Annotated in this window: 23 protein-coding genes; 3 read left to right on the top strand and 20 right to left on the bottom strand. The window is 45.8% G+C overall.

Annotation, left to right across the window (positions count from 1 at the left end):
- The first annotated feature begins 30 nt into the window (after positions 1–30).
- A complete protein-coding gene (locus NIES593_RS16565; protein WP_073600635.1) occupies positions 31–2,328 on the top strand; it encodes a RelA/SpoT family protein in 2,298 nt (765 codons plus the stop codon).
- 103 nt (positions 2,329–2,431) lie between these two features.
- On the opposite strand, the gene NIES593_RS16560 is transcribed toward NIES593_RS16565, so the two are convergent.
- From NIES593_RS16560 to NIES593_RS16530, 7 genes are all read right to left on the bottom strand, one after another.
- Positions 2,432–2,971, bottom strand: coding sequence for an NAD(P)H-quinone oxidoreductase subunit J (locus tag NIES593_RS16560; RefSeq protein WP_073600634.1), 540 nt, complete (start codon positions 2,969–2,971; stop codon positions 2,432–2,434).
- The gene (gene ndhK, locus NIES593_RS16555) at positions 2,964–3,719 is read right to left on the bottom strand and encodes a photosynthetic/respiratory NAD(P)H-quinone oxidoreductase subunit K (protein WP_073600633.1); all 756 of its coding nucleotides are present in this window, start codon (positions 3,717–3,719) and stop codon (positions 2,964–2,966) included. The genes NIES593_RS16560 and ndhK overlap by 8 nt, the downstream gene beginning before the upstream one ends.
- 97 nt (positions 3,720–3,816) lie before the next feature.
- On the bottom strand, positions 3,817–4,179 hold the full coding sequence (gene ndhC / locus NIES593_RS16550; RefSeq protein WP_015142886.1) for a photosynthetic/respiratory NAD(P)H-quinone oxidoreductase subunit C: 363 nt from the start codon (positions 4,177–4,179) through the stop codon (positions 3,817–3,819).
- A 145-nt stretch (positions 4,180–4,324) separates the two neighbouring features.
- Positions 4,325–5,731: an MlaD family protein gene (locus tag NIES593_RS16545; protein ID WP_073600632.1), complete on the bottom strand. Its 1,407-nt coding sequence runs from the start codon at positions 5,729–5,731 to the stop codon at positions 4,325–4,327.
- Between the two features lie 50 nt (positions 5,732–5,781).
- The gene (locus NIES593_RS16540) at positions 5,782–6,567 is read right to left on the bottom strand and encodes an ABC transporter ATP-binding protein (protein ID WP_073600631.1); all 786 of its coding nucleotides are present in this window, start codon (positions 6,565–6,567) and stop codon (positions 5,782–5,784) included.
- A gap of 68 nt (positions 6,568–6,635) precedes the next feature.
- Complete coding sequence (gene bchI / locus NIES593_RS16535; protein ID WP_073600630.1) at positions 6,636–7,715, bottom strand: magnesium chelatase ATPase subunit I; 1,080 nt, start codon at positions 7,713–7,715, stop codon at positions 6,636–6,638.
- A 188-nt stretch (positions 7,716–7,903) separates the two neighbouring features.
- Positions 7,904–8,470, bottom strand: coding sequence for a glutathione S-transferase family protein (locus NIES593_RS16530; RefSeq protein ID WP_073600629.1), 567 nt, complete (start codon positions 8,468–8,470; stop codon positions 7,904–7,906).
- A 452-nt stretch (positions 8,471–8,922) separates the two neighbouring features.
- On the opposite strand from NIES593_RS16530, the gene NIES593_RS16520 reads away from it, so the two are divergent.
- Both NIES593_RS16520 and menD read left to right on the top strand, forming a co-directional pair.
- Positions 8,923–9,252 carry a hypothetical protein gene (locus NIES593_RS16520; RefSeq protein ID WP_073600628.1) on the top strand — a complete coding sequence of 110 codons (330 nt, stop codon included), beginning with the start codon at positions 8,923–8,925 and terminating at the stop codon, positions 9,250–9,252.
- A 43-nt stretch (positions 9,253–9,295) separates the two neighbouring features.
- On the top strand, positions 9,296–11,041 hold the full coding sequence (menD, locus tag NIES593_RS16515) for a 2-succinyl-5-enolpyruvyl-6-hydroxy-3-cyclohexene-1-carboxylic-acid synthase (RefSeq protein WP_073600627.1): 1,746 nt from the start codon (positions 9,296–9,298) through the stop codon (positions 11,039–11,041).
- Between the two features lie 271 nt (positions 11,042–11,312).
- Here menD and NIES593_RS16510 read toward each other — a convergent pair whose 3' ends face one another.
- From NIES593_RS16510 to NIES593_RS16450, 13 genes are all read right to left on the bottom strand, one after another.
- Positions 11,313–11,558, bottom strand: coding sequence for a hypothetical protein (locus NIES593_RS16510; RefSeq protein ID WP_015145159.1), 246 nt, complete (start codon positions 11,556–11,558; stop codon positions 11,313–11,315).
- 109 nt (positions 11,559–11,667) lie between these two features.
- On the bottom strand, positions 11,668–12,897 hold the full coding sequence (locus NIES593_RS16505) for a DUF445 domain-containing protein (protein WP_073600626.1): 1,230 nt from the start codon (positions 12,895–12,897) through the stop codon (positions 11,668–11,670).
- 30 nt (positions 12,898–12,927) lie between these two features.
- Complete coding sequence (gene ubiE / locus NIES593_RS16500; protein ID WP_073600625.1) at positions 12,928–13,638, bottom strand: bifunctional demethylmenaquinone methyltransferase/2-methoxy-6-polyprenyl-1,4-benzoquinol methylase UbiE; 711 nt, start codon at positions 13,636–13,638, stop codon at positions 12,928–12,930.
- A gap of 241 nt (positions 13,639–13,879) precedes the next feature.
- A complete protein-coding gene (locus NIES593_RS16495; protein WP_073600624.1) occupies positions 13,880–14,197 on the bottom strand; it encodes a hypothetical protein in 318 nt (105 codons plus the stop codon).
- Positions 14,198–14,218: 21 nt separating this feature from the next.
- Positions 14,219–16,396, bottom strand: a complete 2,178-nt coding sequence (locus NIES593_RS16490) for a peptidase domain-containing ABC transporter (protein WP_083602472.1) — start codon at positions 16,394–16,396, stop codon at positions 14,219–14,221.
- A 24-nt stretch (positions 16,397–16,420) separates the two neighbouring features.
- Entirely contained in the window at positions 16,421–17,752 is a 1,332-nt protein-coding gene (locus NIES593_RS16485) for an HlyD family secretion protein (RefSeq protein WP_217651938.1), read from the bottom strand.
- Between the two features lie 48 nt (positions 17,753–17,800).
- Entirely contained in the window at positions 17,801–18,586 is a 786-nt protein-coding gene (locus tag NIES593_RS16480; RefSeq protein WP_073600623.1) for a peptidylprolyl isomerase, read from the bottom strand.
- A 231-nt stretch (positions 18,587–18,817) separates the two neighbouring features.
- Positions 18,818–19,084, bottom strand: coding sequence for a hypothetical protein (locus tag NIES593_RS16475; protein ID WP_073600622.1), 267 nt, complete (start codon positions 19,082–19,084; stop codon positions 18,818–18,820).
- A gap of 45 nt (positions 19,085–19,129) precedes the next feature.
- Positions 19,130–19,330, bottom strand: coding sequence for a CTB family bacteriocin (locus tag NIES593_RS16470; protein WP_073600621.1), 201 nt, complete (start codon positions 19,328–19,330; stop codon positions 19,130–19,132).
- A gap of 112 nt (positions 19,331–19,442) precedes the next feature.
- The gene (locus NIES593_RS16465; protein WP_073600620.1) at positions 19,443–19,718 is read right to left on the bottom strand and encodes a CTB family bacteriocin; all 276 of its coding nucleotides are present in this window, start codon (positions 19,716–19,718) and stop codon (positions 19,443–19,445) included.
- Between the two features lie 325 nt (positions 19,719–20,043).
- Positions 20,044–20,313, bottom strand: a complete 270-nt coding sequence (locus NIES593_RS16460) for a CTB family bacteriocin (RefSeq protein WP_073600619.1) — start codon at positions 20,311–20,313, stop codon at positions 20,044–20,046.
- 194 nt (positions 20,314–20,507) lie between these two features.
- Positions 20,508–20,777, bottom strand: a complete 270-nt coding sequence (locus NIES593_RS16455; protein WP_073600618.1) for a CTB family bacteriocin — start codon at positions 20,775–20,777, stop codon at positions 20,508–20,510.
- Between the two features lie 338 nt (positions 20,778–21,115).
- Positions 21,116–22,018 (bottom strand): pentapeptide repeat-containing protein, encoded by a 903-nt coding sequence (locus NIES593_RS16450; protein WP_175561163.1) that lies wholly within the window; start codon positions 22,016–22,018, stop codon positions 21,116–21,118.
- Between the last annotated feature and the right edge of the window lie 920 nt (positions 22,019–22,938).

Genomic DNA, 22,938 nt, shown 5'->3' with positions numbered 1-22,938 from the left:
CTACTTTTTACTCGTCCGAGCACGCCTTCTATGAACGCAACTACCATTACTCTCCCCAATACTGTCAATGCCGCTGAAGCTTCTCAATCCTTAGAGCTTCCCGATTGGCTGCAAGAATGTTTGATTGCCTATAAATCCGATCCCAAAGGCGATCGCGCTGAAGAACTGAGCCTTATTTGTCGCGCCTTTAACTTTGCCTATGAGCTTCACGAAGGGCAATACCGCAAATCGGGAGAACCTTACATCGCCCATCCCATCGCTGTAGCGAGTTTGCTGCGGGACTTGGGGGGAGATAAAGCGATGATTGCAGCAGGATTTCTTCACGATGTCGTCGAAGACACGGACGTGACGCTAGAAGAGATCGAGGAAAGGTTTGGGGCGGAGGTACGCCAGCTAGTAGAAGGGGTCACTAAATTATCGAAATTTAATTTTTCTAGCAAAACCGAACGTCAAGCGGAAAACTTTCGCCGCATGTTCCTGGCGATGGCAAAAGATATTCGTGTCATCATCGTCAAACTAGCGGATCGCCTGCACAACATGCGTACCCTAGAGCATCTCAAACCCGAAAAACAGCGCAGCATTGCTTTAGAGACGCGAGAAATCTTTGCGCCGTTAGCCAACCGTTTGGGGATCGGGCGTTTAAAGTGGGAATTAGAAGATTTAGCCTTTAAGTATTTAGAACCAGAAGCCTATCGGGCAGTTCAATCTCTAGTGGCAGAAAAACGAACCGATCGCGAGGCGAGACTAGAGAAAGTTTCCACAATGCTACGAGAGCGCTTGACCAGTTTGGGAATTAACGTTCGGGAAATCAAAGGGCGACCCAAACATCTCTATGGAATTTACCAGAAGATGCAACGCCAGCAGAAAGAATTCCACGAAATTTATGATATCGCCGCGCTGAGAATTATCGTAGATACCAAAGACGAATGCTATCGCGCTCTTGCAGTCGTTCACGATGCGTTTAGACCAATACCGGGTCGCTTCAAAGATTACATCGGACTGCCAAAACCCAACCGCTATCAATCGCTGCATACGACAGTTGTCGGGTTAAACGGTCGTCCCATGGAAGTGCAGATTCGGACGCTGGAAATGCACCACATTGCCGAATATGGGATTGCAGCCCACTGGAAATATAAGGAAACTGGAGGTTCCAGCCATGCCCAGCTATCGCAGGAAGACGAGAAATTTACTTGGTTGCGCCAGCTACTGGAGTGGCAAAACGACCTCAAAGACGCTCAGGAATACGTGGACAATCTCAAAGATAATTTATTTGAAGATGACGTCTACGTTTTTACTCCCAAAGGAGATGTGGTTGCCCTAGCGCAAGGAGCAACGCCAGTCGATTTTGCCTATCATATTCACACTGAAATCGGACATCACATGAAAGGGGCGCGGATTAACGGGCGATGGTCGGTATTGGATACGCCCCTGCAAAATGGCGACATAGTAGAAATTATTACTCAGAAAAACGCTCATCCCAGTTTAGACTGGCTTAACTTCGTCGTTACGCCAAGCGCCCGCAATCGCATTCGCCAATGGTACAAGCGATCGCGCCGAGAAGAAAACGTCGCACGCGGGCGAGAATTATTAGAAAAAGAACTGGGCAAAAGCGGTTTAGAAGCCTTGCTCAAATCGGAACCGATGCAAATAGTCGCCGAACGATGTAACTATCAAACCGTCGAAGACTTGTTGGCAGCGCTCGGTTACGGGGAACTCACCTCGAATCAAGTAGTCAACCGATTGCGAGAAATTACCATCAAAGCGCAACAAGCTGAGATGGAGACGGATGAAGCAGACGTACTAACCGAGCTACCCCCACCAACGCCAGCTCGTCATGTGACCAGCACCACGAGCAGTAAATCTCCGATCGCTGGCGTTGAAGGACTACTGTATCATCTCGCTAAATGTTGCCATCCCGTTCCCGGCGAAGCGATTGTCGGCGTTGTCGGCCGCGGTTCCAGAGGCATTGCCATTCATCGTCAGGGTTGCGTCAATGCAGAGAACGCGCCAGTAGAGAGGTTAATTCCCGTCAAGTGGAATCCAATCGACAGCAACGGACGACCTCAAACTTATCCGGTTGATATTCAAATTGAAGCGATCGACCGAGTGGGAGTCTTAAAAGATATCCTGTCTCGCTTGAGCGATCAAAATATCAACGTTCGCAATGCTGGCGTAAAAACCAGTAGTGGCAAACCAGCGTTGATTTCTTTAAGTATTGACATTCAGGATCGCCAACAGCTCGATCGCACCTTCGATCGCATTAAAAATATGAGCGACGTTATCGATATCCGTCGAGTCGGTCAAGTAGCTCCCGATCTAGTCAAATAAAGCAATCAAAAATAAACACTCGCCCGTTCTTTAAAAGCGAGTGCTATGCCTTTAGAACCTAGGGAGAATTGGCGATTGTCGCAATACCTGTCCCAATTCTCGTTTAATAGGCATCTTGTAATTCATAGAAATCTGGCGAGACATAATCCTTGCGCAGAGGCCAGCCCACCCAATCTTCTGGCATCAAAATTCGCTTGAGATTCGGGTGTCCCTCATAGACAATGCCATACATATCGTAGCTTTCGCGTTCTTGCCAGTCGGCCCCTTTCCAAATCCAGTATACCGAAGGCACCCTAGGATTATCTCGCGGCAGAAAAACTTTTAGTCGAACTTCTTCAGGGCGATCGGCATCGTCGCTGACTTTGATAAGATGATAAAAACTAACTAACTCTTTTCCGGGACCGAGATCGTAAGCGCCTTGGCACTGGAGATAGTTAAATCCGTAGGCATAGAGCGCAGTAGCAATAGGAATGAGAAACTCTGGCTCTACCTTGATTAGCTCGACTCCTAAATGGTCTGCCTCAAGCGCTGTATTCTCGAAGCCATTTTCCGTCAGCCAGCTAGAGATCTTACCCGCTTGGACGATTGCAGAAGCTTCTGGCGCTTCTCCTGCCGGCTTATCTGAGTGAGTTTCTTCAGCCACGGTTAACTTCCTCCTTTTGTTTCTGTGACGCTGCTAGAGCAGGTGGAACTGGCATTCCCATCGCTTCGGTCAACTCCAGCGGCGGCACTTCGCGAGTTTCACTCCGGAGATATTTACCTGTCAGAATTGGCTCTACTACCTTCATACTGTGAGTAGTGCTGTAGTAGCGATGGGTTTGCTGCGTTAGCGCTGCTCTATCTTGAATCGAATCATTAGCAATTTTTTTGCGCAGCTTGATAATCGCATCGATAATTGCCTCCGGACGAGGCGGACAGCCAGGAATATAAACATCAACCGGAATCAGTTTATCGACTCCTCTGACTGCCGTCGTCGAGTCAACGCTAAACATTCCACCCGTGATGGTGCAAGCTCCCATGGCGATGACATATTTCGGTTCTGGCATCTCTTCGTAAAGGCGAACCAGCGCTGGTGCCATTTTCATGGTAATCGTGCCTGCGGTGATAATTAAATCTGCTTGCCTGGGACTAGAACGGGGAACTAAACCAAAGCGGTCAAAATCAAACCGTGCGCCAATCAAGGCAGCAAATTCAATAAAACAACAGGCGGTTCCGTACAGTAAGGGCCAGAGGCTGGACAGTCGCGCCCAGTTGTAAAGGTCGTCTACCGTGGTTAAAATGACGTTTTCCGACAGATCTTGCGTGACCTGAGTGCGATTAATTGGATTGAGGATTTTTTCTTTTTGCTGCTGCTCTAGGGCAGCTTCGTTGGTAGTTAAATTAGGACTCATAGTTTTCGATCGCTGTATCTAATGAGTGCTGGTAACGATTTCAGGATTCAGTTAACGGAAACGGGGAGTTAACCGATTACCGAACGCCGAACTCCGGCTAAGACCATTCTAGAGCGCCTTTTCTCCAAGCATAGACAAGAGCAACGACCAGAATGGCAATAAAAATGAGCGCTTCGACGAAAGCGAGCAGTCCGAGACGGTTAAAGGCAACTGCCCAAGGATATAAAAACACGGTTTCTACGTCAAAGACGACGAAAACCAGAGCAAACATGTAATAGCGAATATTGAACTGAATCCAAGCTCCTCCGATGGGTTCCATTCCAGATTCGTAGGTAGTACGTCGTTCCGGACCGCCACCGCTAGGTCGTAACAGTTTTGACGCTGTTAGAGCCAGGATAGGAACTAGGCTGCAAGCTAGTAGAAAACCCAGTAAATATTCATACCCAGAAAGGACAAACACTGCGACCTTGATACTCCTCTTAACAAATAACCCTCAGCCGAGAAGACCTGCGTTATTTTTGTTACAGTTACCTATTATAAAGGTTTCGTTAAAGTTTCTTCTCTCAGAGGGTCGATCGAAGAAGTTATTGGCAATATAAAACTGTCTAATCTTCTGGTAACGATCCTTGCAATTGGAAGCTTGAAGGAGTTGGAAAAGCTTTCGACGATGGCTCGAAAAAAAGCTTAAAAGAGGCAGGGGATTGAAAAATATTTTTAGACATGAGTTCTAAATAGGGCAGTGGCGCTTTGGCATCATTACTGCTGACTGTGGTACTGTGAGGTTTGAAGCGTTGGGGCGGTTGGGTTAAGCTTTCCAGTTCTTGTTTGACGATTCCTAGCGCTTGTGCCGTTTGAATCTGCCGTTCTAAATTCTGGGTTGAAGAGACTAGATTGCCCAGTCCGTTAACCAAGTTGCGCAGATTATCTCGGAATGCCGGATCGCCAGTGAGATCGTCTAGGTCTGAAGTAATTTTCTGGGCATTTTCAAAGGTAGCTCTAGCCGAGTCCAAGATGCGCTGCAATGTTAAGGCATTAGCAGGATCGTTGAGCGTCCCAGAAAGTTCTCGCAGATTGGTTGATGTTGCGGCTGCATTAGCTACTAACGTTTCCAAGTTCTGCGCGATTTTTTGAGTGTCAGAGGTAGCCAGTCCCGTATTTACCTGTTCTACCAACTTTTGTAACTCTTGACTGGTGCGATCGATGTTATTGAGGGTTGCGCTTAGATTGGTTCGATTCTCTCTAATCAAACCGTTTAAACTGTTTGCCAGTTCGGAAGTGTTATTGAGCGTCCTCTGTAAAGTGCTGCGATTTTCTGCGAGTAAACTATTGGCGTTGTCGATAAACTGAGTTGTTTCATTGGCTGTTTTCGTCAGCGCCTCAGTTGTATCGGAAACGCCTTGAATTTCTCTGTTAACCGTCACAGACAAACGGGCTAAGATATCGCTCAGTTTGGCAATACGTTCGGCAGCCACAGAAGCGCTTTGGGCAGCACCAGTAATACTGTTAAAGAACTTGGGATCGGTATAAAGTTCGCTCAGACGCGCAAGATTTTCAAAAAGCTGAACGCCGGGATCGCCCTTGAGGCGATCGCCTTCACAAATAATCGCTTGGGAATTACAATCGGGACTGAGCGGATTGAAAGCCTGAGTATCCGAGGGAAGCGCTCCCAGAGGGGTGATGTCTACCGAGGCTTCGCCGATCAATCCGTAGCGATTGGTTTGGATTCTCACCTGACGGGGGAGAATGACGTTAGTCGAGGAAATTTCTAGAACGACATCAACGTTCTTCGGCCCGGGATTCATAGCAGCAATTTTGCCCACTGTCACGCCTCGATAGCGGACGGGGGCGCCAATTTGCAGACCGCTAACATCGCTAAATTCAGCGACGAATTGGTAGTTCCGTTGACCGAATCCCCCACCCCGCAGCCAAATAACCAGTCCGCCAAATAATACTAATCCCAACAGGGCAAATAATCCAACCGTGCCTTCTCGAACCGTTCGCGATCGCAGCATCTGTATTCCTCACTTTGTCTCAACATCAAAGGTTTTATGACTACACTAGCTCAATCGATGACTTTGATCGGACCGCGAACGCTAGCGCTAAAAAATTGCCGTACCATGGGGTGATCGGTGGTATCGATTTCCGCATAGCTTCCTTGCCATTGAATTTTCCCGTCATAGAGAAACACAATGCGATCGGCGGTGCGGCGAATCGTACTCTGCTGATGTGTCACCATCACATAGGTATCGCATCCTCCCGGAGTGCGTTGCAGGTGACGGACTAAATCTTCGATAACAGTTGAAGCAATGGGGTCGAGACCTGCGGTAGGTTCGTCGTAGAGGAGGACTTCGGGGTTATCCTGAGGGTTTTCGGGATTGGACATAATTGCCCTAGCAAAGCTTACTCGTTTGCGCATCCCGCCAGACAGTTCGGCAGGGTAGCGATCGCCAATGCCTCGTAACCCCACCACTTCAAGTTTTTCCTCGACCAGTTCCCGAATTTTCTCGCAAGGGAGCTTGGAGTGTTGATAGAGAAAAAAACCAACGTTCTCTTCGACGGTTAGGGAATCAAATAAGGCTGCCTGCTGAAACACCAAAGAGATGCGGAGGCTATCCTCTTCATCTTCGATTAATCCCAGCCGCCGTTTGCCCTTGATATAGATTTCGCCCGAATCGATGGGAATCAAGCCAGCGATCGCCCGTAGGACTGTCGATTTGCCCGTTCCAGAGGGACCAATAATAACCAGTGCTTCCCCGCGATAGATACTCAAGTCTATGTGGTCAAGAATCACCTTGTCGCCAAACGACTTACAAACCCCTCTCAGTTCGATCAAAGGCTCTCGTGTCATGTGTCTTGAGTTAGCAGTCCTTAGTCAAGCATAGCGAATGACTCGAGACTAATAACTATAACCGATGGCTAATTTTCTTGTAACACTTCTAAACCGAATACCCGACTGAAGGCTTTTTCGACTTTATAGCCAGATTCGATCGACTCGAGGGGGTCTTTGCGCAGTCGGTGCCGCAGAGCTAGGGTAATTACCCGACGGATATCGTCTACCGTCACGGTCGTGCGCCCTTCAAAGGCTGCTAGCGCTTTAGCGGCGCGATTGGTGACGATATCTCCTCTCAAGCCATCGACATCGAGAGCGGAACAAACTTCGGAAATTTTAATGCGCAAATCATAATCGATTTCGACTTGGGGCAAAAGTTTTTGAGCGTTAATAATCTTCTCTTGTAGCGCTTCTTGTTCGGGTTGATATTTTTCGCAGAATTTTTGGGGATTGCTGTCAAATTCGGAGCGCTGCTCGACGATTTGCACTCTCAGGGCGGGTTCTTTGACGGTGTGAATTTCGGCGTGCAGGCCGAAGCGATCGAGCAACTGGGGTCGCAGTTCTCCTTCTTCTGGGTTGCCAGAACCTACCAGCACGAAGCGGGCGGGGTGGCGAATGGAAATTCCCTCTCGTTCGACGGTATTCCAACCGCTAGCGGCAGAATCCAACAAAACGTCTACGAGGTGATCGTCGAGCAAGTTGACTTCATCGACGTAGAGAATGCCCCGATTGGCTTTTGCCAGCAGTCCGGGTTCAAAGGCTTTTACCCCTTCGGAGAGGGCTTTTTCAATGTCGATCGTGCCGCAAACTCTATCTTCAGTGGCTCCCAGAGGCAAGTCAACCATGGGAACTTTCTTTTTGACAATTTGTAGGGGAATTTGTTTCTCTAGTTGTTCCCGAACGCGATCGCTCATCAGATCGGGATCGTAGGGATCGGAATTGAAGGGATCGTCGGCGACGACTTCAATTTCCGGCAATAAATCGGCTAAGGCCCGAATTGTTGTCGATTTGCCAGTGCCGCGATCGCCCATAATCATTACCCCGCCAATTTTCGGATCGATTACATTGAGAATGAGAGCGAGTTTCATTTCTTCTTGACCGACGATCGCGGTGAAGGGGAAAATTAGGCGACGAGTCTTTGGAGGTGCTTGGAGGGTTGCAGTCATATCTGGTTTAGTTGTCAGTTGAAATTTATACGAAAAATCTGTTCGATGAGAGCAATTTATTTTAGTCAGTGTCTCTCATTGTGCCATAGGACTCATCAGGTCATTCGATTTTGGATGAAAGGATTTTGGATGAAAGGATTGACCCCATGGATAAATCCGCTTGCTCTGTGAAATCCAGGAATTATTGTTCAGTCCAACTTGAGATTCAAACGTTGGCACCAATCTCTAATATTGGGGGAATTACTCAGATCGATTCCTAGTTTCGATAATAAAATTACAGAATTCCCAGCCACTATATCTGCTAAGGTAAACTGGTCGCCGCCAAAGTAAGAACTCTCTCCTAGCACTGATGAGAAAAAGCCGAGGACTCGCGCGATTTGTTGCTTGGCTTTAGCCAATTTTGGCGAATTCTCGTTTTCAGTAATCAGAGCAATAACCTGCGGAGCTAATTCATTGATAGATACCATTTGTATCATCCGCACCGTTGCTAAAGTTTTTGGGGCGGCAGGCAGCAGTTTGGGGGTAGGATATTGACTTTCTAGGTAATCGAGAATTGCCAAGGATTCTATGACTCGAAAACCCTCATCGACGATCGCTGGAATGTGATGGAAGGGATTAATAGCTAAAAACTCTGGTTGGAATTGGTCGCCGTTTAAGTTGACTAGCACCGATTCAAAGGGAATGTTTTTTTCTAGTAGCGCTATCCAGACGCGACGAGCGATCGGGGAAATAGGATTGTAATAAAATTTCAGCATCAATAATTTTTCCTTGTTAGTTGATGGTTAATAGTTAGTCGTTAGTCATTAAGAGAAAATATCCATATTTTTAATCCCGATCGCGATGCCACCATAGTGCTTGACTACTTGAGAAGCGGCGATCGCCACGCTACTACTGGCTGCTGGAATGAGAACGGTTTGTCCGGGTTGTAGTTGCTGCCTCCAAATTAAGCAACCCCAAGCGGTTAGATAAGGATACCAAATAGCGCTCAGGATCTCATCAGAAATTTCGTCAGGAGTAGAGATAGTTTTATCGGCAGCAACGAGGTAATGAGATTGATAAGTACCTTTGCCGATGCCGTTAGACGCAGGCGAATCTAAAGTCAGGATAATGCGCCGATCGGCATGACGATCCGTAACGCGATCGCCAATGGCTTCGATGTAATACCAATTTTCATGTTTTCGCGATCGACTATCTGTGTCATTAATAAATGAAAAATGGTATAGCCTTAGTTGTTGGTAGTTTTAGCGCAAGTGCGGATCCCCTTAACGAGCCAAAACCTTTACCACAAGTAGATGCGTCACCTAGCAGCTCTCTCGATACCATAGAAGTTGGCGATCGCAACAGGGAAAGTTGCTTTCCTACAAACCCGCAAGGAACGGTTACTAACTACTCCGAATCCAGTAACGAAAATGAATTCGAGCCGTTAGACAAAGGGTTTAAACTCGATTTTAGATTGGAGACAATCTTAGGAGTAAGCGCGAACTCGATGCACAGAAAATACTTGTTTCTAACCTCTAGAAGAAGACGACTGTTGTGATGCATAATCAAAGTTCGCAGGTAGCAGACACTATGGGTTATTCATGCCTCTCGATTTTCGCAACGTCAATGCGCTTTGGTCGTCTATTGTGGTAGAAACCTTATCTCGTCTGGGATTAACAGTTGCCGTAATCTGTCCGGGTTCTCGCTCATCGCCTTTAACGGTTGCTTTTGCCCGACATCCCACCATAGAAGCTATTTCGATTTTAGACGAGCGTTCTGCTGCCTTTTTTGCCTTGGGAATCGCCAAAAGAAAGGGATTGCCTGTTGCCCTAATCTGTACCTCTGGAACGGCAGGAGCGAATTTTTACCCCGCAGTCATCGAAGCAAAAGAAAGTCGCGTCCCTCTCATCATAATGACTGCCGATCGCCCGCCAGAATTGCGCCATTGCCACGCCGGACAAACGATCGATCAAGTGAAATTATATGGCAATTATCCCAACTGGCAAACTGAATTAGCCGTCCCTAGTTCGGATCTGGGAATGCTGTGCTATTTGCGGCAAACCCTCATTCATGCTTGGGAGCGATCGCGCTTTCCTACCCCAGGAGTCGTCCATCTCAATTTTCCTTTCCGCGAACCTCTAGCCCCTATTCCTAACCCCGATACGGAAGCACTCGCATCCGAGTTTGACTCAGAAGAATTTTTTGCTCGAATCGTTAGCAGCAAAAATTACATTCATCCTTCATCTCGTATCCCTCTTCCTTTAGAAACCTGGCAATCCTGCGAACGGGGCATTATTATTGCTGGCGTTACTCATGCTCGCCACAATAAAGAATATTGTCAAGCGATCGCGCGTCTGTCTTGCTTTCTTAATTATCCCGTTTTTGCGGAAGCACTCTCTCCCTTGAGAAATTATGCCGATCTCAATCCTTATTTAATTGCGACCTACGATCCGATTTTACGCGATCGCCAACTCGCTGAAAAATTAGCCCCAGAAATCGTCATTCAATTAGGTGAATTGCCTACCAGTAAAGAACTCCGCACTTGGTTAGAAACAACGCAACCCCACCGCTGGATCGTCGATGTGAGTTGGGAAAATTTCGATCCGCTTCATGGCAAAACAATTCATTTGCGGACATCGATCGAACAATTAACGCATCATCTTCCAGAACCAGCGATCGCTAATCCAACCCACTATCTCAAATCTTGGTGCGAGGCGGAAACAAAAGTGAGGCAAACTATCGACCGAACCATGCGAGCGATCGACCATTTTTTAGAAGGGAAAGCAGCTTGGTTACTTTCGCAAACGTTACCGCCAGATACGCCAATTTTTATTGCCAATAGTATGTCCGTGCGAGATGTAGAATTCTTTTGGATGCCGAGAAATAGTGGAATTACACCTTATTTTAATCGCGGAGCTAATGGAATTGACGGTACTTTATCAACTGCTTTAGGAATTGCCCATCGCTATCAAAGTAGCGTTTTGCTGACGGGAGATTTAGCACTGCTACATGATACTAATGGTTTTTTAATTAAACAAAAATTTATCGGTCATCTCACGATTATTTTAATTAACAATAATGGGGGAGGAATTTTTGAAATGTTACCAATTTCTCAATTCGAGCCGCCATTTGAAGAGTTTTTTGCTACGCCCCAAAATATTGATTTTGCAAAATTATGTGCGACTTATGAGGTTGAATATCAGCTTATTACTACTTGGAAACAGTTAGAGCAGTTATTAAATCCACTCCCAGAAACAGGGGTTCGCGTGCTGGAAGTACAAACCGATCGCAAAGCCGATGCTCGTTGGTTGCAAGATAATTTGAAAAAATTTGCAGCAGATAGGTAATACCATTTTGGATTTTGGATGAAAGAATTTTGGATTGGGAAACCCTTTCTACGATTGAATTGTGTAAATTCATCTGTCGCCTTCTTATTTCAAATTGGTAGAATATTGCATCCGTCTAATCGAGCGTCAATCGGAGTGCGATCGTACTTGAGAAGCGAGCAGGATGCTCACACTTTTTATACCAATTCGCTATCAGTTCACAATTATTCAACAGCCCTCTGTGTAAGGCTTTTTCCTGGAGCATCTGTAGCGTTCTTTTTTAGAAATGGTATTACTGCTCTAATTCTTTATCTCTTTTAGCCTTGAGTTCCCTAACGCATTCTTGGCTAACACCAATTGCAAATCCCAGACCTGCGCCGATGATTCCATAATATTTGTAATGCAGGTCTGAATAGAATTGGCTTTCGTATCGAGGTTGATTGAAATCTTTTTGACCGATGTGAGCTGCGGCTAGTCCGAGAACCGAACCAAGGAGAGCAGTGATTATTCCTGAAAAGATAACCAGTTTGATATTCATGACTCTTTGACTCGTTCGAGCGATCGCGACATTTATTGCTCTAACATAATCCTATCTAGACTAGCCATCAATAAATATTAATTAGAACAAAAACTAACATTTCTTATCTTCATCGCAACAGCAGCAAAATCGTTTGCGTCAAACCAACAATAAACCCCAATATACCGCCCAAATTTACAATAGCTTGCAATTCATTTTTGACAATGCCTTGAATTGCTAACTCTAACTCTTGAGGAGAAGTCGCTCGAACTCTAGCAATAATCACTTGGTCGATCGATAAAATCGGAATGATTTGTTCTACTAGCTTTTCTAAATCTTCTTCCAAATAGCGCTCTAAAATTAAGGCAAGTTCTCGACCGATAGTTTCTAAGGAACTGGCAACGGCTTGGGAAGATTGAAGTCGGTTGACGATTAACGAAGCTATTTGCTCCCAGTCAACCGACTTCCCAAACTCTTGCAAGAATTCGGCGCCACTTTCTTGAATATAGGTACGAACTATATCGCGAATGGTTTTGCGCAATTGTCGCACTGTGGAAATCGGCAAATGTTGTAAAGAAAGGCTTTGCAACCAGGTTCTCAGGCGATTTCGAGCTTCTAGGGATAGCAATAGCTCTTTTAGACGAGTATTTGCCATTTCTTTCTCGTCGAGACAAAATGTTCGCAAACGGGCGAGAGCGTTACGCAGTCCGAATAGATTGGCGACTACCCAATAAGTTCCGCTTGTTTTTTCTCGAAAACTTTCATCGATAACCTGAATGTTGCGATCGGTTAAAAAGTCGATCAGTGCTTGTCGGATAATATCTGGAGGAACTACTGTTTCTAGCAACCAGTCGGCTAACTGTCGCGCTTGCAAGTCACTGAGGCTAAATTCTAATAAAACTTTATCAAAAATTTGATTGATTTGTTCTTCGAGAAAATCTTCCCGTCGGGAGAGGGCTTTTAGTAATCGAGGTAGGGATTCTCCAAACAAATCTCGCAAAATTTCTGCTAAGATTTTGGCAGTTTTCTGTTGCCTATCTTCTCGAATTTGCTTGAGTCCCAAATTTAATAACCAGCGAATTGCCCCCTCGACTCGCTCGGTTGCTAACAAACGCTTTGCCAGCTTTTGTAGTTCGTCTGGGGTTAGCAGAGAACCCATAATCGTATCGGAAATGCGTTTGGCAAGGCGTTCTTGGTTGGCAGGAATCAAACCTGGGGTAAAAGGGAGCCGTTGCTTGCCTATATAAATGGCTCTATAGGGGCGAAATAGCATTTTGATAGCTATATCGTTGGTGAAATAGCCAATAATAGCTCCGCCTAGAGGCGGCACGATTAATGTCCAGAGGGTAGCTGAGTCCAAAGCTGCGATCGCGTTTGTAGATTTTTATGTCTATTTAGTAATGACTAATACTCCCATCATGCCACCTGCAATAGGGTAGTGAATAGCCCGAGCAAATCCTGCTTCATAGGCAAGTTTAATTTGTTCTATTCCCGTGGGAAATCGCTCTAAGCTGGGACTGATATAGGCATACTCTTCAGTCAGTCCGAAACGTCGAGCTGTCGGAACGACAATTGTTTGCAGATACCACTGCTGAAAGGCGAGCATCAGCGATTGCTCAGGGCGATGAAAGTCGAGAATCGCTGCCTTGGCACTGGGTTTGAGGACGCGGTACAATTCTTGCAAGCAACGGGGAATATCGGTCACGTTTCTCAGACCATAGCCCATGGTAGCACAGTCGAAGGTATTGTCATCAAAAGATAAGCTGAGAGCATCTCCTTCGACCCACTCGATGGGAAAGGGAGAAAATTGGCTAGAATTTCGTTGACGCGCGATCGCCAACTGTTCTTTTGAGAAGTCAACGCCGATAACTCGACCAGTCGAACCGACTTGTCGGGCTAATAGTTTTGCTAAATCGCCGCTACCGCAACATAAGTCTAATGCAACATCGCCGGGACTAGGTTCGCTCCACTTTACCGCCATCAGTTTCCAAATGCGATGCTGTCCCAAACTCAACCAATTATTTAATTGGTCGTATACAGGGGCAATGCGATCGAATATTGCCTGAATTTCTGATGCAGCAGGCGACATATTGTTGGTCATATCTATCTCTACTATAAACTAGCTACAGATTTTGCCATAGAACAGAAGAAAAGAAGAAAATTGGACAGACAAAGCAAGCCGCCATTGTTCTGGATACAGTTTCCAGAACAATGGCGGCGACAACGAGGAACAACAGCGGCGTTATACCAATTCGCAATTCGTCAACAGCCTCTGTATAAATAAGACTCCCTCAAGGAGCATCTGTAGCGCTCTTTTTTAGCAATGATTCAATCGTCAAAAATCACCAAAATCGAGAGAATATCCGCCGCAATAGCCGATTAAAGGACGAAAAACTTCTGCGGTTAGATCTCGACATCGGTATGCCAAACACGAGAGAGGTTCTTCTCAAGCTGTAATTCGTGTTTGACAAAGAGGAAACATGGCTAGTTTTAAGCGGAAAACTGACTGCATGGGATGCGGATGTATCTATTTCGGTTTGGTCGAAGAAAAAGAAACCAAATAGATTGCCTAGATCGAATCCGCCGACGACAGTCTCTTGCTCTTGCTCGGACAATTCGACCAAAAGTTCGGAATTTTCTAGTTTGATGGGCTTAGACATGATTATTATCCCCTTTAGTGGCTATAGCGATAGAAACTTTAAATGTTCGCCAGGAACGGTACGCAAAGACGCTAGAGCGCCTGCTATAATTAACCGTCCCTTGTCGAGTAGCACTAGCCATTCGGCTCGATTAATCGTCGTAGGGCGATGAGAAATCAGAATAGTTGTCTTGCCTTGGCGATGTTTTAAGAGGCGATCGAGCACTTCCGATTCGCTGATGGGGTCGAGTCCGGCGGTGGATTCATCCAAGATCAGGATAGGCGGATCGTTGACGATCGCTCTTGCGATCGCAAGTCGCTGCCGCTGTCCGCCAGAAAGATTGACCCCAAATTCCCCCAAAACTGTTTGATAGGCATTGGGGAGTTGACTGATAAAGCTATCCGCATCGGCGATTTGACAAGCTTTGACGATGCGATCGAACGAGATGTTGGGATTGCCCAAGCGGAAGTTTTCCAGAATCGAGCGACTCCAGAAATGAGGTTCTTGGGGAAGATAGACAACTTGCTCTCTCAGGCATTCCAGAGAGAGATCGTTCAAATTATAGGGACCGATGCGGATAGTTCCCGACTGCGGTTGATAAAGTCCGGCAAGCAGTTTTGCCAGCGTACTTTTACCGCAGCCCGACTTACCAATGATAGCGATCGCAACCCCACCGGGTAGCGACAGCGAAAAATTTTCAAGCAAGGCAACCCTGCCGACATGGTGAAAGCAGAGATTTTGGCACGAGATGCTATCATCGCCAGAGATAAGAACCAAGGGCTTTTTTGGATCTCCAAGGTCTTCTGGCGTAGCATCGATCGTCTCCAGCAGGCGAGCGACTGCGATTTGGGAGCGAAAATATTCATCGGTTAAGCTAATCAACGCGCCAATAAAAGCCAGAACTCTAGCCTGCATGGCGTTAAAAGCCAGCAGCTGACCGATGGTCAATTCTTTGTTGATGACCAGCATGCTACCCAACCCCAGCAAAGCAACGCCACCGATGCCAGACACCAGTTGCGAGAAAGTCATATTGATGATGTCGATTTGAATGGTGCCGAAAGTCAGATTGGCGAGGCGACCAAAGCGCATCTGAAATTCATCCCAAAATTGCGAGGCGGCATTCGTGGTTTTGAGTACCAATGCACCTCTAAATGTTTCGACGAGAACGCCTTGATTTTCTGCTGACAAAACCATCAGGTTTTTAGTCTTTCGCCGCAGAGCGGGCAGAAAAGGTAGACTCGATAGCGTCATAATCGTCCCGATCGCGATCGCGGCTAGGGTGAGTTTCCCGTTGTAAAACAACATCAAGCAAAAGGAAATCGCCGCCACAAAAAACTGGCTGGGCAGGCTGACAACTACCTGAGAGATAAGCTGATTGATATCGTTAATGTCTCGCAGTCGGCTGACGATCTCGCCACTGCGCCGGGATTCGTAATAATTTAAAGGCAAGCGAAGGATTTGTCGTCCAAATTCTAGGACTAATCCCAACTGCAACCGCTGACTGAAGTGAGCGATCAGATTGGATTGCAACAATAGCAGGCTGCCGCTAAATAACTGCATGATGACAACGCCAACGATCGCGATCGTAAGTAAGTTGGTATCCTGACGCACGAGGACATCATCGGTCAGAATTTGCAGCAAGAAAGGACTAGCCAAAGACAGCAAACCCAAGACGATGTTGCTGACAAAAGCTTGTGCCAGCAGCTTGCGATAGGGTAAAATGCGTCTCAAAAAGCGTCCAAAACCGCTAGCTTTCTCGTCTCGGAACTCCTCGAAAAAGCGATCGGGATCGGGTTCCAATAGAAGCAAGATCCCATTCCAAGATGTCATTAACTCCGATTTTTCGATCTGGCGAATGCCCACGGCAGGATCGGCAATGACGTAATGTTTGTCTTGCTTGCCGTAGAGAACGACCCAGTGGTTGCCTTTCCAATGAATAATAGCTGGCAGAGGAATTTCTTGAATCCTGTCGGCGATCGCCTCTGAGGCTTTCACCGATCGCGCATTAAACCCCAATGCCTCAGCGCCGCGCTTGAGACCGAGCAAGGTCGTTCCTAACTGACCCGTTCCTACGGCTTCTCGGCTGCGAGTAATGGTTAACACTTGCCCGTAATACTTGCAAATTGAAGCCAGACAAGCCGCCCCGCAGTCTTCTTCGCTCCACTGCCTGACACATGGATAACTTTTATGAGGAAAGAGATTAATCAGCAGATGAATCATAGCCAGTAGACATCGCGCGAGCGATTATAGATCTGTTAGTAATCTTGCTTTTCTCAGAACGAATTGCATTACTGTCTCCCTACGGGAAATAATATCCGCTCGCCCTTCCATACCAAATTGCAAGGAACACGATCGCTCCTTTTTATCGCCTACAGCGGAAGTACGGGGCTGGATAGTCACCTCATAGGAAGAGGGTGGAGCAACGGCAGCACCTGCCTCGCTGCTTTCTGTTGGGTGAGTGTCTGGGGCGATGGCTTTGACGATCCCGTCGAGCGTGCCGTAGTCGGTATAGGGACAGGCAGAAACCCTCATCTGGACGGTTTGACCTGTTTGTACTTTACCAATATCGCGCTCGTCTACTCTGGCTTTGACTATCATAAGAGCGTTGTGGGGGGCAATCTGAGCGATCGCTCCTCCTGGCTGTACTACCTGTCCTGGATTGCGAAGCTGGAGTTGGAGTACGGTGCCGTCAATAGGAGCGCGAATGAGGGTTCCGTCGAGTTCTTTCTCGACTTGCTGGAGTTCTTTTTGCGTGCGATGGATTTGAGTCTGAATTTCAATGCGATTTTGCAAGAGCTGTTCTTTTTGTTGGTGCAGGCTAGCCAAAGTCTGCTCCCCTCTGGCTTTTTCTTGAGCGACTTGCTCTCTCGCTCTAGCAACGGATGCATCCGTCGGATTGATAGCAGCTTTGAGCCGTTGAACTCTGGAAGTAGCGACTTTGAGAGCGGCTTCTTTTTCTATGACTTGCATTTTAGAAATCGCTCCCGTGTCTTCTAGCTTCTTATATCGAGCTAATTCATCAGCCGCTAGATTCATTGACGCTATTGCTTCTTGCAGCTCTGAGTAGGTCGTAATTTGCAATTGTTTATAGTTGCGTTCGCTTTCTCTAAGCGCTGCCTGAGCTGCCGCGATCGACCGCATCGCGAACTTCGACTCAGCCCCAATCTGAGTATCTAGGGTGCCGAGCTGAGTGCCGAGCTGGACGAGCTGTAACTCCCACTGCTTAAGGTCTCCTAGCAGTTGGCTTCTTTTAATCTGAAGTTGAGCGTCATCCAAGCGTGCCACGATCTGTCCCTTTTTGACCGTCTGATTTTCACTCACTTCAATTTGGAGGACGGTACCTTCGATCGCGCTCTGAACGAGCCTCAGTTCTCCGGCGGGTCGAATAGTAGCAGGAGCTTTGACCGTAACGTTAAATTCGAGGATGGAGGAAAGCGCGATCGCTCCTCCTGCTATCAAAACCAGAAATATCCCCCCCGTGGTTATCCAGGAACCAATCGAGGGGAGAAACTCATCCTCACGAACGAGAGGCAGTTGGTTGGGTTCGTAGGTATTCGTCATGATAATGTCAACCATCTTCGATGTTGCTTGGGACGATAGGCTTGCATATCCGAGCGTAACCGATTAGCTTGCCAGCCTATTGTCATCGGTAGCAAACTCGTGTTTGCCGAGCATTAAATGGCTGCGAATCCTGTAGTTTAACTCGCTTGCCAGCCAATCCTTAAAGAGAAGCTCCAGAATGTCCTGTCGCCTTTCGGGCGTGAATTCATCTGGGACATACCCTTCAACCATCAAGAGGTGATATCCTTGCTCTGTTTGGATCGGACCGAGGACTTCTCCGACGGGTGCCCTAAATACAACTGTGGCGATTTCTAGCGGTAAACTTCCCAGGGAATGCTTGCCTTCATAACCACACAGATACCTGCGTCGTTCGTCAATATCATAAAGATGAGCCGCTTCATAAAAACTGATTTCTTCCTCGTCGATGTGGTAGAGGATTTCCCGCGCCACTTGCTCGTAAGGAACAACAATTTGATAAAGAACGAACTGGTCAAAAATAGACCGATTTTGAGCAAAAAACTTGTCTACTTTTTTGGCAAATAAAAACTCGGCTAACTTTTGAGCGAGCAGGCGATCGTGAATTCCCGCCTCCCAGTCATCGACAGTTATCATCTGCTCTGTCAACCAAATTATTGTGTCCGAGGGTTTCTTTAAACGATTTGCCCAACGCATATTGTCTGCCTCGGCTTGAATTTCTTCTGCCGTGACGGTTATGCCTCTTTCGATCGCAGCTTGAGCAATAATTTTTTGATAAATAATCTTTTGACAAACTTCTTTATAAAGCACTTCTCGTTTCAAGAAGTCCACAATCTCTTCCGGTTCAATGGATAGGTTTGAAAAAGTAATCATTGTTTTGCTCTCCTGGTGACGAGCGAATAACCTCGTAAACCGAGCGAATTCCTCGATGCGCTCAGGTGATTTTGAGCTTTACTGGAGGATCTAAAAAAAGTTTTTTACAATCCAGAATCTAAAATGAGCTTAAAAATGTCGTCGGAATATCGGCGGCGAACTCTGAGCAAGAGTCCCAGAGTCGCCTGCTTGCACCCTACGCTAGCCAAACACTTTTAGTAAAGGAGTACTCTAAGGATATCTTTCTGTTTTTAGGCAAGTTATGCGTACCACACTGGTGTTGCCTTCTTCTTCTTCGGTTCTTTGGCAATCGCCGCTATCGCTTTGAGTACCGGGTTCTTCTGAATCTCCAAAGACGCTTAAGGGAGCGAATATTTTCAAGCGAGATAATCCAGAAAGAACTCTTAGGGAATCTCCAAATTGACCGCCAGCTATAATTTCCTGTTGCTCGTCAGATAACTCCGTAAGCAAGCTAATTTCGATGGGTGAATTTGACATGGTTTTAAACCTCACTCAAAAGATCGATTGACAGGCTTGCGATCGTTAGGCATCGAATACATCATTAGCAATACCGTAGGCAGTGGCAATCTCAGATGGCAACTCCCCAAAGATCGCATCGGCTATTAGTTTTTGAGCGTCTTCGCACTCGTTAGTAGCCTCCTTAGCAAGATCGGAGAATGAGCCGCCGCCTGCTATCATTTCTTGTTGCTCGTCAGACAACTCGATGAAAAATTCGGTTTTCATGATTTTTTGGTGCGATAGGTGTTGAACCTCTAAATTAGAGATTCCCAAGCAAGGAGATTCCAGAAGATTCCAGCTTCATTAGGGGAATCTTCTGGAGGATGCCAGAGTCCTCCTATAGCTCAGTGCCAGCTAAGATAGAATCGCTAGGCAAAGCAGCTTTGAGAGCTTCTTCGGCGACAGTATCAAGAGATACATTCGCGATTTGTGTGGTTACAAAGCTGCCTTCAGGACCAGATTTGACCTGATTTCTAAATAATGTATTAGAAGCCTCAAAGGCAGTCTGAATTTCCTTGTTAATCTCGGCTAGCTGACCACCGCCAGCGACAATCTCCTGTTGCTCGTCAGACAACTCGCTCAACCAATCGGTTTCTAGAATTTGATGTAGCATGATGTTGAACCTCACTCAAAAGATGATAGGCAGGCGAGAAGAAAACTCAGTCGGCAGGCATTCTCAAACGCGAGTTAACGTGCATTCCGGCAGTAGATAATGCTGGGTTTGGTAGCTTTTCCTGGCAAAAGCTAATGTTGAATACAGCCGAGCCGACTGAGAACAAATGCTAGAATCCGTCTAAAGTATTAATTATCTAAATCCTTGCTACAAATCCCTCCTCCCTCTTCTCCACACTCCCCACACTCTATTAGAGGGGTCTCACGGAGATTCCAGAAGATTCCAGTCTTAATTAATGGAACCTTCTGGAGGATAGCAGGATCTCTTATGGATCTGCGCCGTTTCCTGCACCGTTAAACAGTGCGGTAAGTTTTTCGTAGGCGGTAGTGTTAATAGCCATGTTATCGATGGTTGTATCTACCATGCTACCTTTAGCAGTCGATGCGGCTGAGTTTTTGAACACCGTGTTCGATGCCTCGAAGGCAGTTTCAATCTCTTTGGTAATATCGGATAGCTGACCGCCACCAGCGACGATTTCTTGCTGCTCGTCAGACAATTCACTCAATAAATTGGTATCTGGAATTCTATATAACATGATTTTAGACCTCACTGAAAAGATCGATTGATAGGTGGGTAAGAAGAGAACTTAGTCGGCAGTTATTCCCGCCAGCAGCTGAAACAAAAGCGCTAGAATCTATCTGTTGTTGACAGTTCATACAACTGGCTTAGAAATTCCCCAGAAGATTCGAGTCCTAATTTATGGAACCTTCTCGAGGATGGCAGGATCTCTTATGGATCCACGCCGTTTCCTGCACCGTTAAACAGTGCAGTAAGATCTTCAAAGGCACTGGTGTTAACAAACATGTTATCGATGGTTGTATCTACCATGCTGCCTTTCTCAGTCGATGCGGCTGAGTTTTTGAACACCGTGTTAGAAGCTTCAAAAGCAGTCCTGACCTCTTTAGCAATCTCGGATAGCTGACCGCCACCGGCGACGATTTCTTGCTGCTTGTCAGACAACTCGCTTAATAAATTGGTTTCTAGAATTCGATTTAACATTATCTCGACCCTCACAAAATATGAGTTGACAGTCTTGAGTTGAGAAGTCAAATGCAAATGCCTGTTGTAATTTAATAGCTAATGACTCCTCACAAAATTAATAATGGCAAGAAGCCTAGGGTTTGTCAGTCGGATAATTTCGGGCATCCAGTCGGGAGTTAAGTCTGAAAAGTCAGGCGTAATTTTTCGATTAATTAAAATGAAAAACTCTATTCAGGAAAAGCCCAAATTAAGAAAACAAAAGTGATGTTAATATTGCAACTTAGATACGCGATAGCTGGCTTCTCTTCTGTTGCTCTAGGAAAAATTAACGAAGCTATATGCGATCGCAACTCAAATTAGAAAAATTTTCCTTTAGCATTTTTCCAATTGTGTGCTCTCTTTACTTGTTCGGGAGCTAAATTTTTAACCCCTTCCAAGTTTGCACTGTCTAGGTCGGCACCGCTCAAGTTTGCATCTTCCAAATTGGCACCGCTTAGGTTAGCATATCTCAAGTCAGCCCCTTCTAGGTCGGCACGATTCAGTTTAGCTCGCCACAGATTAACACGAATCAGTTTTGCCTCGCGGAGATCGGCATCTCTTAGATTTGTGCTATTTAGATTAGTGTCGCTCAGATTGGCACCTCTTAGGTCGATACCACTCAAGTTAATGCCACTGAGGTTGGTGCTACTCAGGTCAACACGATTCAGGTTGGCACCGCACAGGTTGGCATTTTCCAATCTTATCCCCCGCAGGTCGGCATCCCTAAGGATAGTGCCATTGAGAGTGGCACCCCGCAGGTTGGCATTTCTTAGGTTGACGCCACTGAGGTCGCTACCACTGAGATTGGCATCCTCTAAATCTGCCTCGTTGAGATTGGCACTACTTAAATTGACATGGATTAGGTGAGCAACGATTAAGTTAGCGCCACTGAGGTTGACGCCACTAAGATTAGCACGACTTAAATTGGCAACAATCAAGTTAGCACTACTCAAGTTGGCACCACTGAGATTGGCGCGGCTAAAGTTGGTACTATTAAGATTGGCACCACTCAGGTTGGCGCCACTCAGGTTAGTTCCAAACAGCTTGACCTTAAACAAGTTAGCACGACTTAGGTTAGTGCCGCTCAGGTTGATACCACTCAGATTAGCCTCTTGCAAGTCAGCATCTTCTAGGTCAATTTCTTTCCAATCTATCTCTGTAATATCAATTGCACAGAGATTAAATTTCTTTTGCTTGAGTTTTTCAAGTGATAGGAACATGAAATTAGAGTATTGGTACTCAGTAGGGTCTGACATTTCCCAGACAAAAGTCAAGACTGTAATAATTCAACGTTTATTTGATTTGGTTAAATTAGCGTTAATAAGAAAGAGAACCACAGCATTGAGAACACTTGTGTGCATCATTTAGAGTAACGCTGTAATTATTTCAGCTATTATGAAATTTTTTGTCTGCGGAATCTGTCCATTGAGTTGGGAGCAATTAAAAGTACCTATCGCTACATCCTCAACAGGGGTTTAAAATTCTTTTAATTACTTAACATCTAGTAATCTTTAGATCCTATCAAGCTAATTCTATGTTAGCTTCATATTTTATTGAGATAAACGATCGGTGAAAGATTTTGGGGACAAGATAAGCTTTGCTTGAGAACGGGTTAGTATTAATGAAAAAGCTTTAATGCTAGGATTGACTTTTGGCGCGATCGCGCCTAAGTCAATCTAGTATTAGATTTAACTCAAGCAGTATTCCCTAATCGCATTTCTAACCGTTTTTAAAACTGCTTTAACATAAAAAATACACCCTACTTTTCCGACTTTTTCAGACCTTACTTCCGAACTTATCCGACTAACAGAAGCCGGATTCATTGTAATTATTTAGTTACATAATCACGGGGGTATTTGATTGTGACTCAATCCCATCAAGAAATTTATTTCTTGGAACCTAAATATCAAGTAATATCAGCCGCCAGGAAATGAATTTCCCGGCTTATAGCTCAAGTCCATTTCAATGGACTAAAACACTTATGCAGTCGTCTTTAGATGACTTTAAGTATGAGGCAGCGATATTCTATCGCTGACGGAATTTAGCCTCTTAGACAGAGAATCAATTTTTTAGCGACTTTCAATTGCATTATTTGGTTTTGTAACCATTTTTTTAAACCTGTTTATATCTTTGTAGCGAA

Origin of the sequence: Hydrococcus rivularis NIES-593, from assembly GCF_001904635.1 — a bacterium.
Lineage (GTDB): Bacteria > Cyanobacteriota > Cyanobacteriia > Cyanobacteriales > Microcystaceae > Hydrococcus > Hydrococcus rivularis.
The sequence above is the reverse complement of the archived record's forward strand: the minus strand, read 5'-3'. Positions and strand labels throughout refer to the sequence as shown.

Excerpts from the sequence above, each read along its gene's own strand:
- NIES593_RS16565 (WP_073600635.1), top strand. The coding sequence starts at position 31 with ATGAACGCAACTACCATTACTCTCCCCAATACTGTCAATGCCGCTGAA.
- ndhK (WP_073600633.1), bottom strand. The coding sequence starts at position 3,719 with ATGAGTCCTAATTTAACTACCAACGAAGCTGCCCTAGAGCAGCAGCAA.
- NIES593_RS16545 (WP_073600632.1), bottom strand. The coding sequence starts at position 5,731 with ATGCTGCGATCGCGAACGGTTCGAGAAGGCACGGTTGGATTATTTGCC.
- NIES593_RS16540 (WP_073600631.1), bottom strand. The coding sequence starts at position 6,567 with ATGACACGAGAGCCTTTGATCGAACTGAGAGGGGTTTGTAAGTCGTTT.
- bchI (WP_073600630.1), bottom strand. The coding sequence starts at position 7,715 with ATGACTGCAACCCTCCAAGCACCTCCAAAGACTCGTCGCCTAATTTTC.
- NIES593_RS16530 (WP_073600629.1), bottom strand. The coding sequence starts at position 8,470 with ATGCTGAAATTTTATTACAATCCTATTTCCCCGATCGCTCGTCGCGTC.
- NIES593_RS16520 (WP_073600628.1), top strand. The coding sequence starts at position 8,923 with ATGAAAAATGGTATAGCCTTAGTTGTTGGTAGTTTTAGCGCAAGTGCG.
- menD (WP_073600627.1), top strand. The coding sequence starts at position 9,296 with ATGCCTCTCGATTTTCGCAACGTCAATGCGCTTTGGTCGTCTATTGTG.
- NIES593_RS16510 (WP_015145159.1), bottom strand. The coding sequence starts at position 11,558 with ATGAATATCAAACTGGTTATCTTTTCAGGAATAATCACTGCTCTCCTT.
- ubiE (WP_073600625.1), bottom strand. The coding sequence starts at position 13,638 with ATGACCAACAATATGTCGCCTGCTGCATCAGAAATTCAGGCAATATTC.
- NIES593_RS16495 (WP_073600624.1), bottom strand. The coding sequence starts at position 14,197 with ATGTCTAAGCCCATCAAACTAGAAAATTCCGAACTTTTGGTCGAATTG.
- NIES593_RS16490 (WP_083602472.1), bottom strand. The coding sequence starts at position 16,396 with ATGATTCATCTGCTGATTAATCTCTTTCCTCATAAAAGTTATCCATGT.
- NIES593_RS16485 (WP_217651938.1), bottom strand. The coding sequence starts at position 17,752 with ATGGTTGACATTATCATGACGAATACCTACGAACCCAACCAACTGCCT.
- NIES593_RS16480 (WP_073600623.1), bottom strand. The coding sequence starts at position 18,586 with ATGATTACTTTTTCAAACCTATCCATTGAACCGGAAGAGATTGTGGAC.
- NIES593_RS16475 (WP_073600622.1), bottom strand. The coding sequence starts at position 19,084 with ATGTCAAATTCACCCATCGAAATTAGCTTGCTTACGGAGTTATCTGAC.
- NIES593_RS16470 (WP_073600621.1), bottom strand. The coding sequence starts at position 19,330 with ATGAAAACCGAATTTTTCATCGAGTTGTCTGACGAGCAACAAGAAATG.
- NIES593_RS16465 (WP_073600620.1), bottom strand. The coding sequence starts at position 19,718 with ATGCTACATCAAATTCTAGAAACCGATTGGTTGAGCGAGTTGTCTGAC.
- NIES593_RS16460 (WP_073600619.1), bottom strand. The coding sequence starts at position 20,313 with ATGTTATATAGAATTCCAGATACCAATTTATTGAGTGAATTGTCTGAC.
- NIES593_RS16455 (WP_073600618.1), bottom strand. The coding sequence starts at position 20,777 with ATGTTAAATCGAATTCTAGAAACCAATTTATTAAGCGAGTTGTCTGAC.
- NIES593_RS16450 (WP_175561163.1), bottom strand. The coding sequence starts at position 22,018 with ATGTTCCTATCACTTGAAAAACTCAAGCAAAAGAAATTTAATCTCTGT.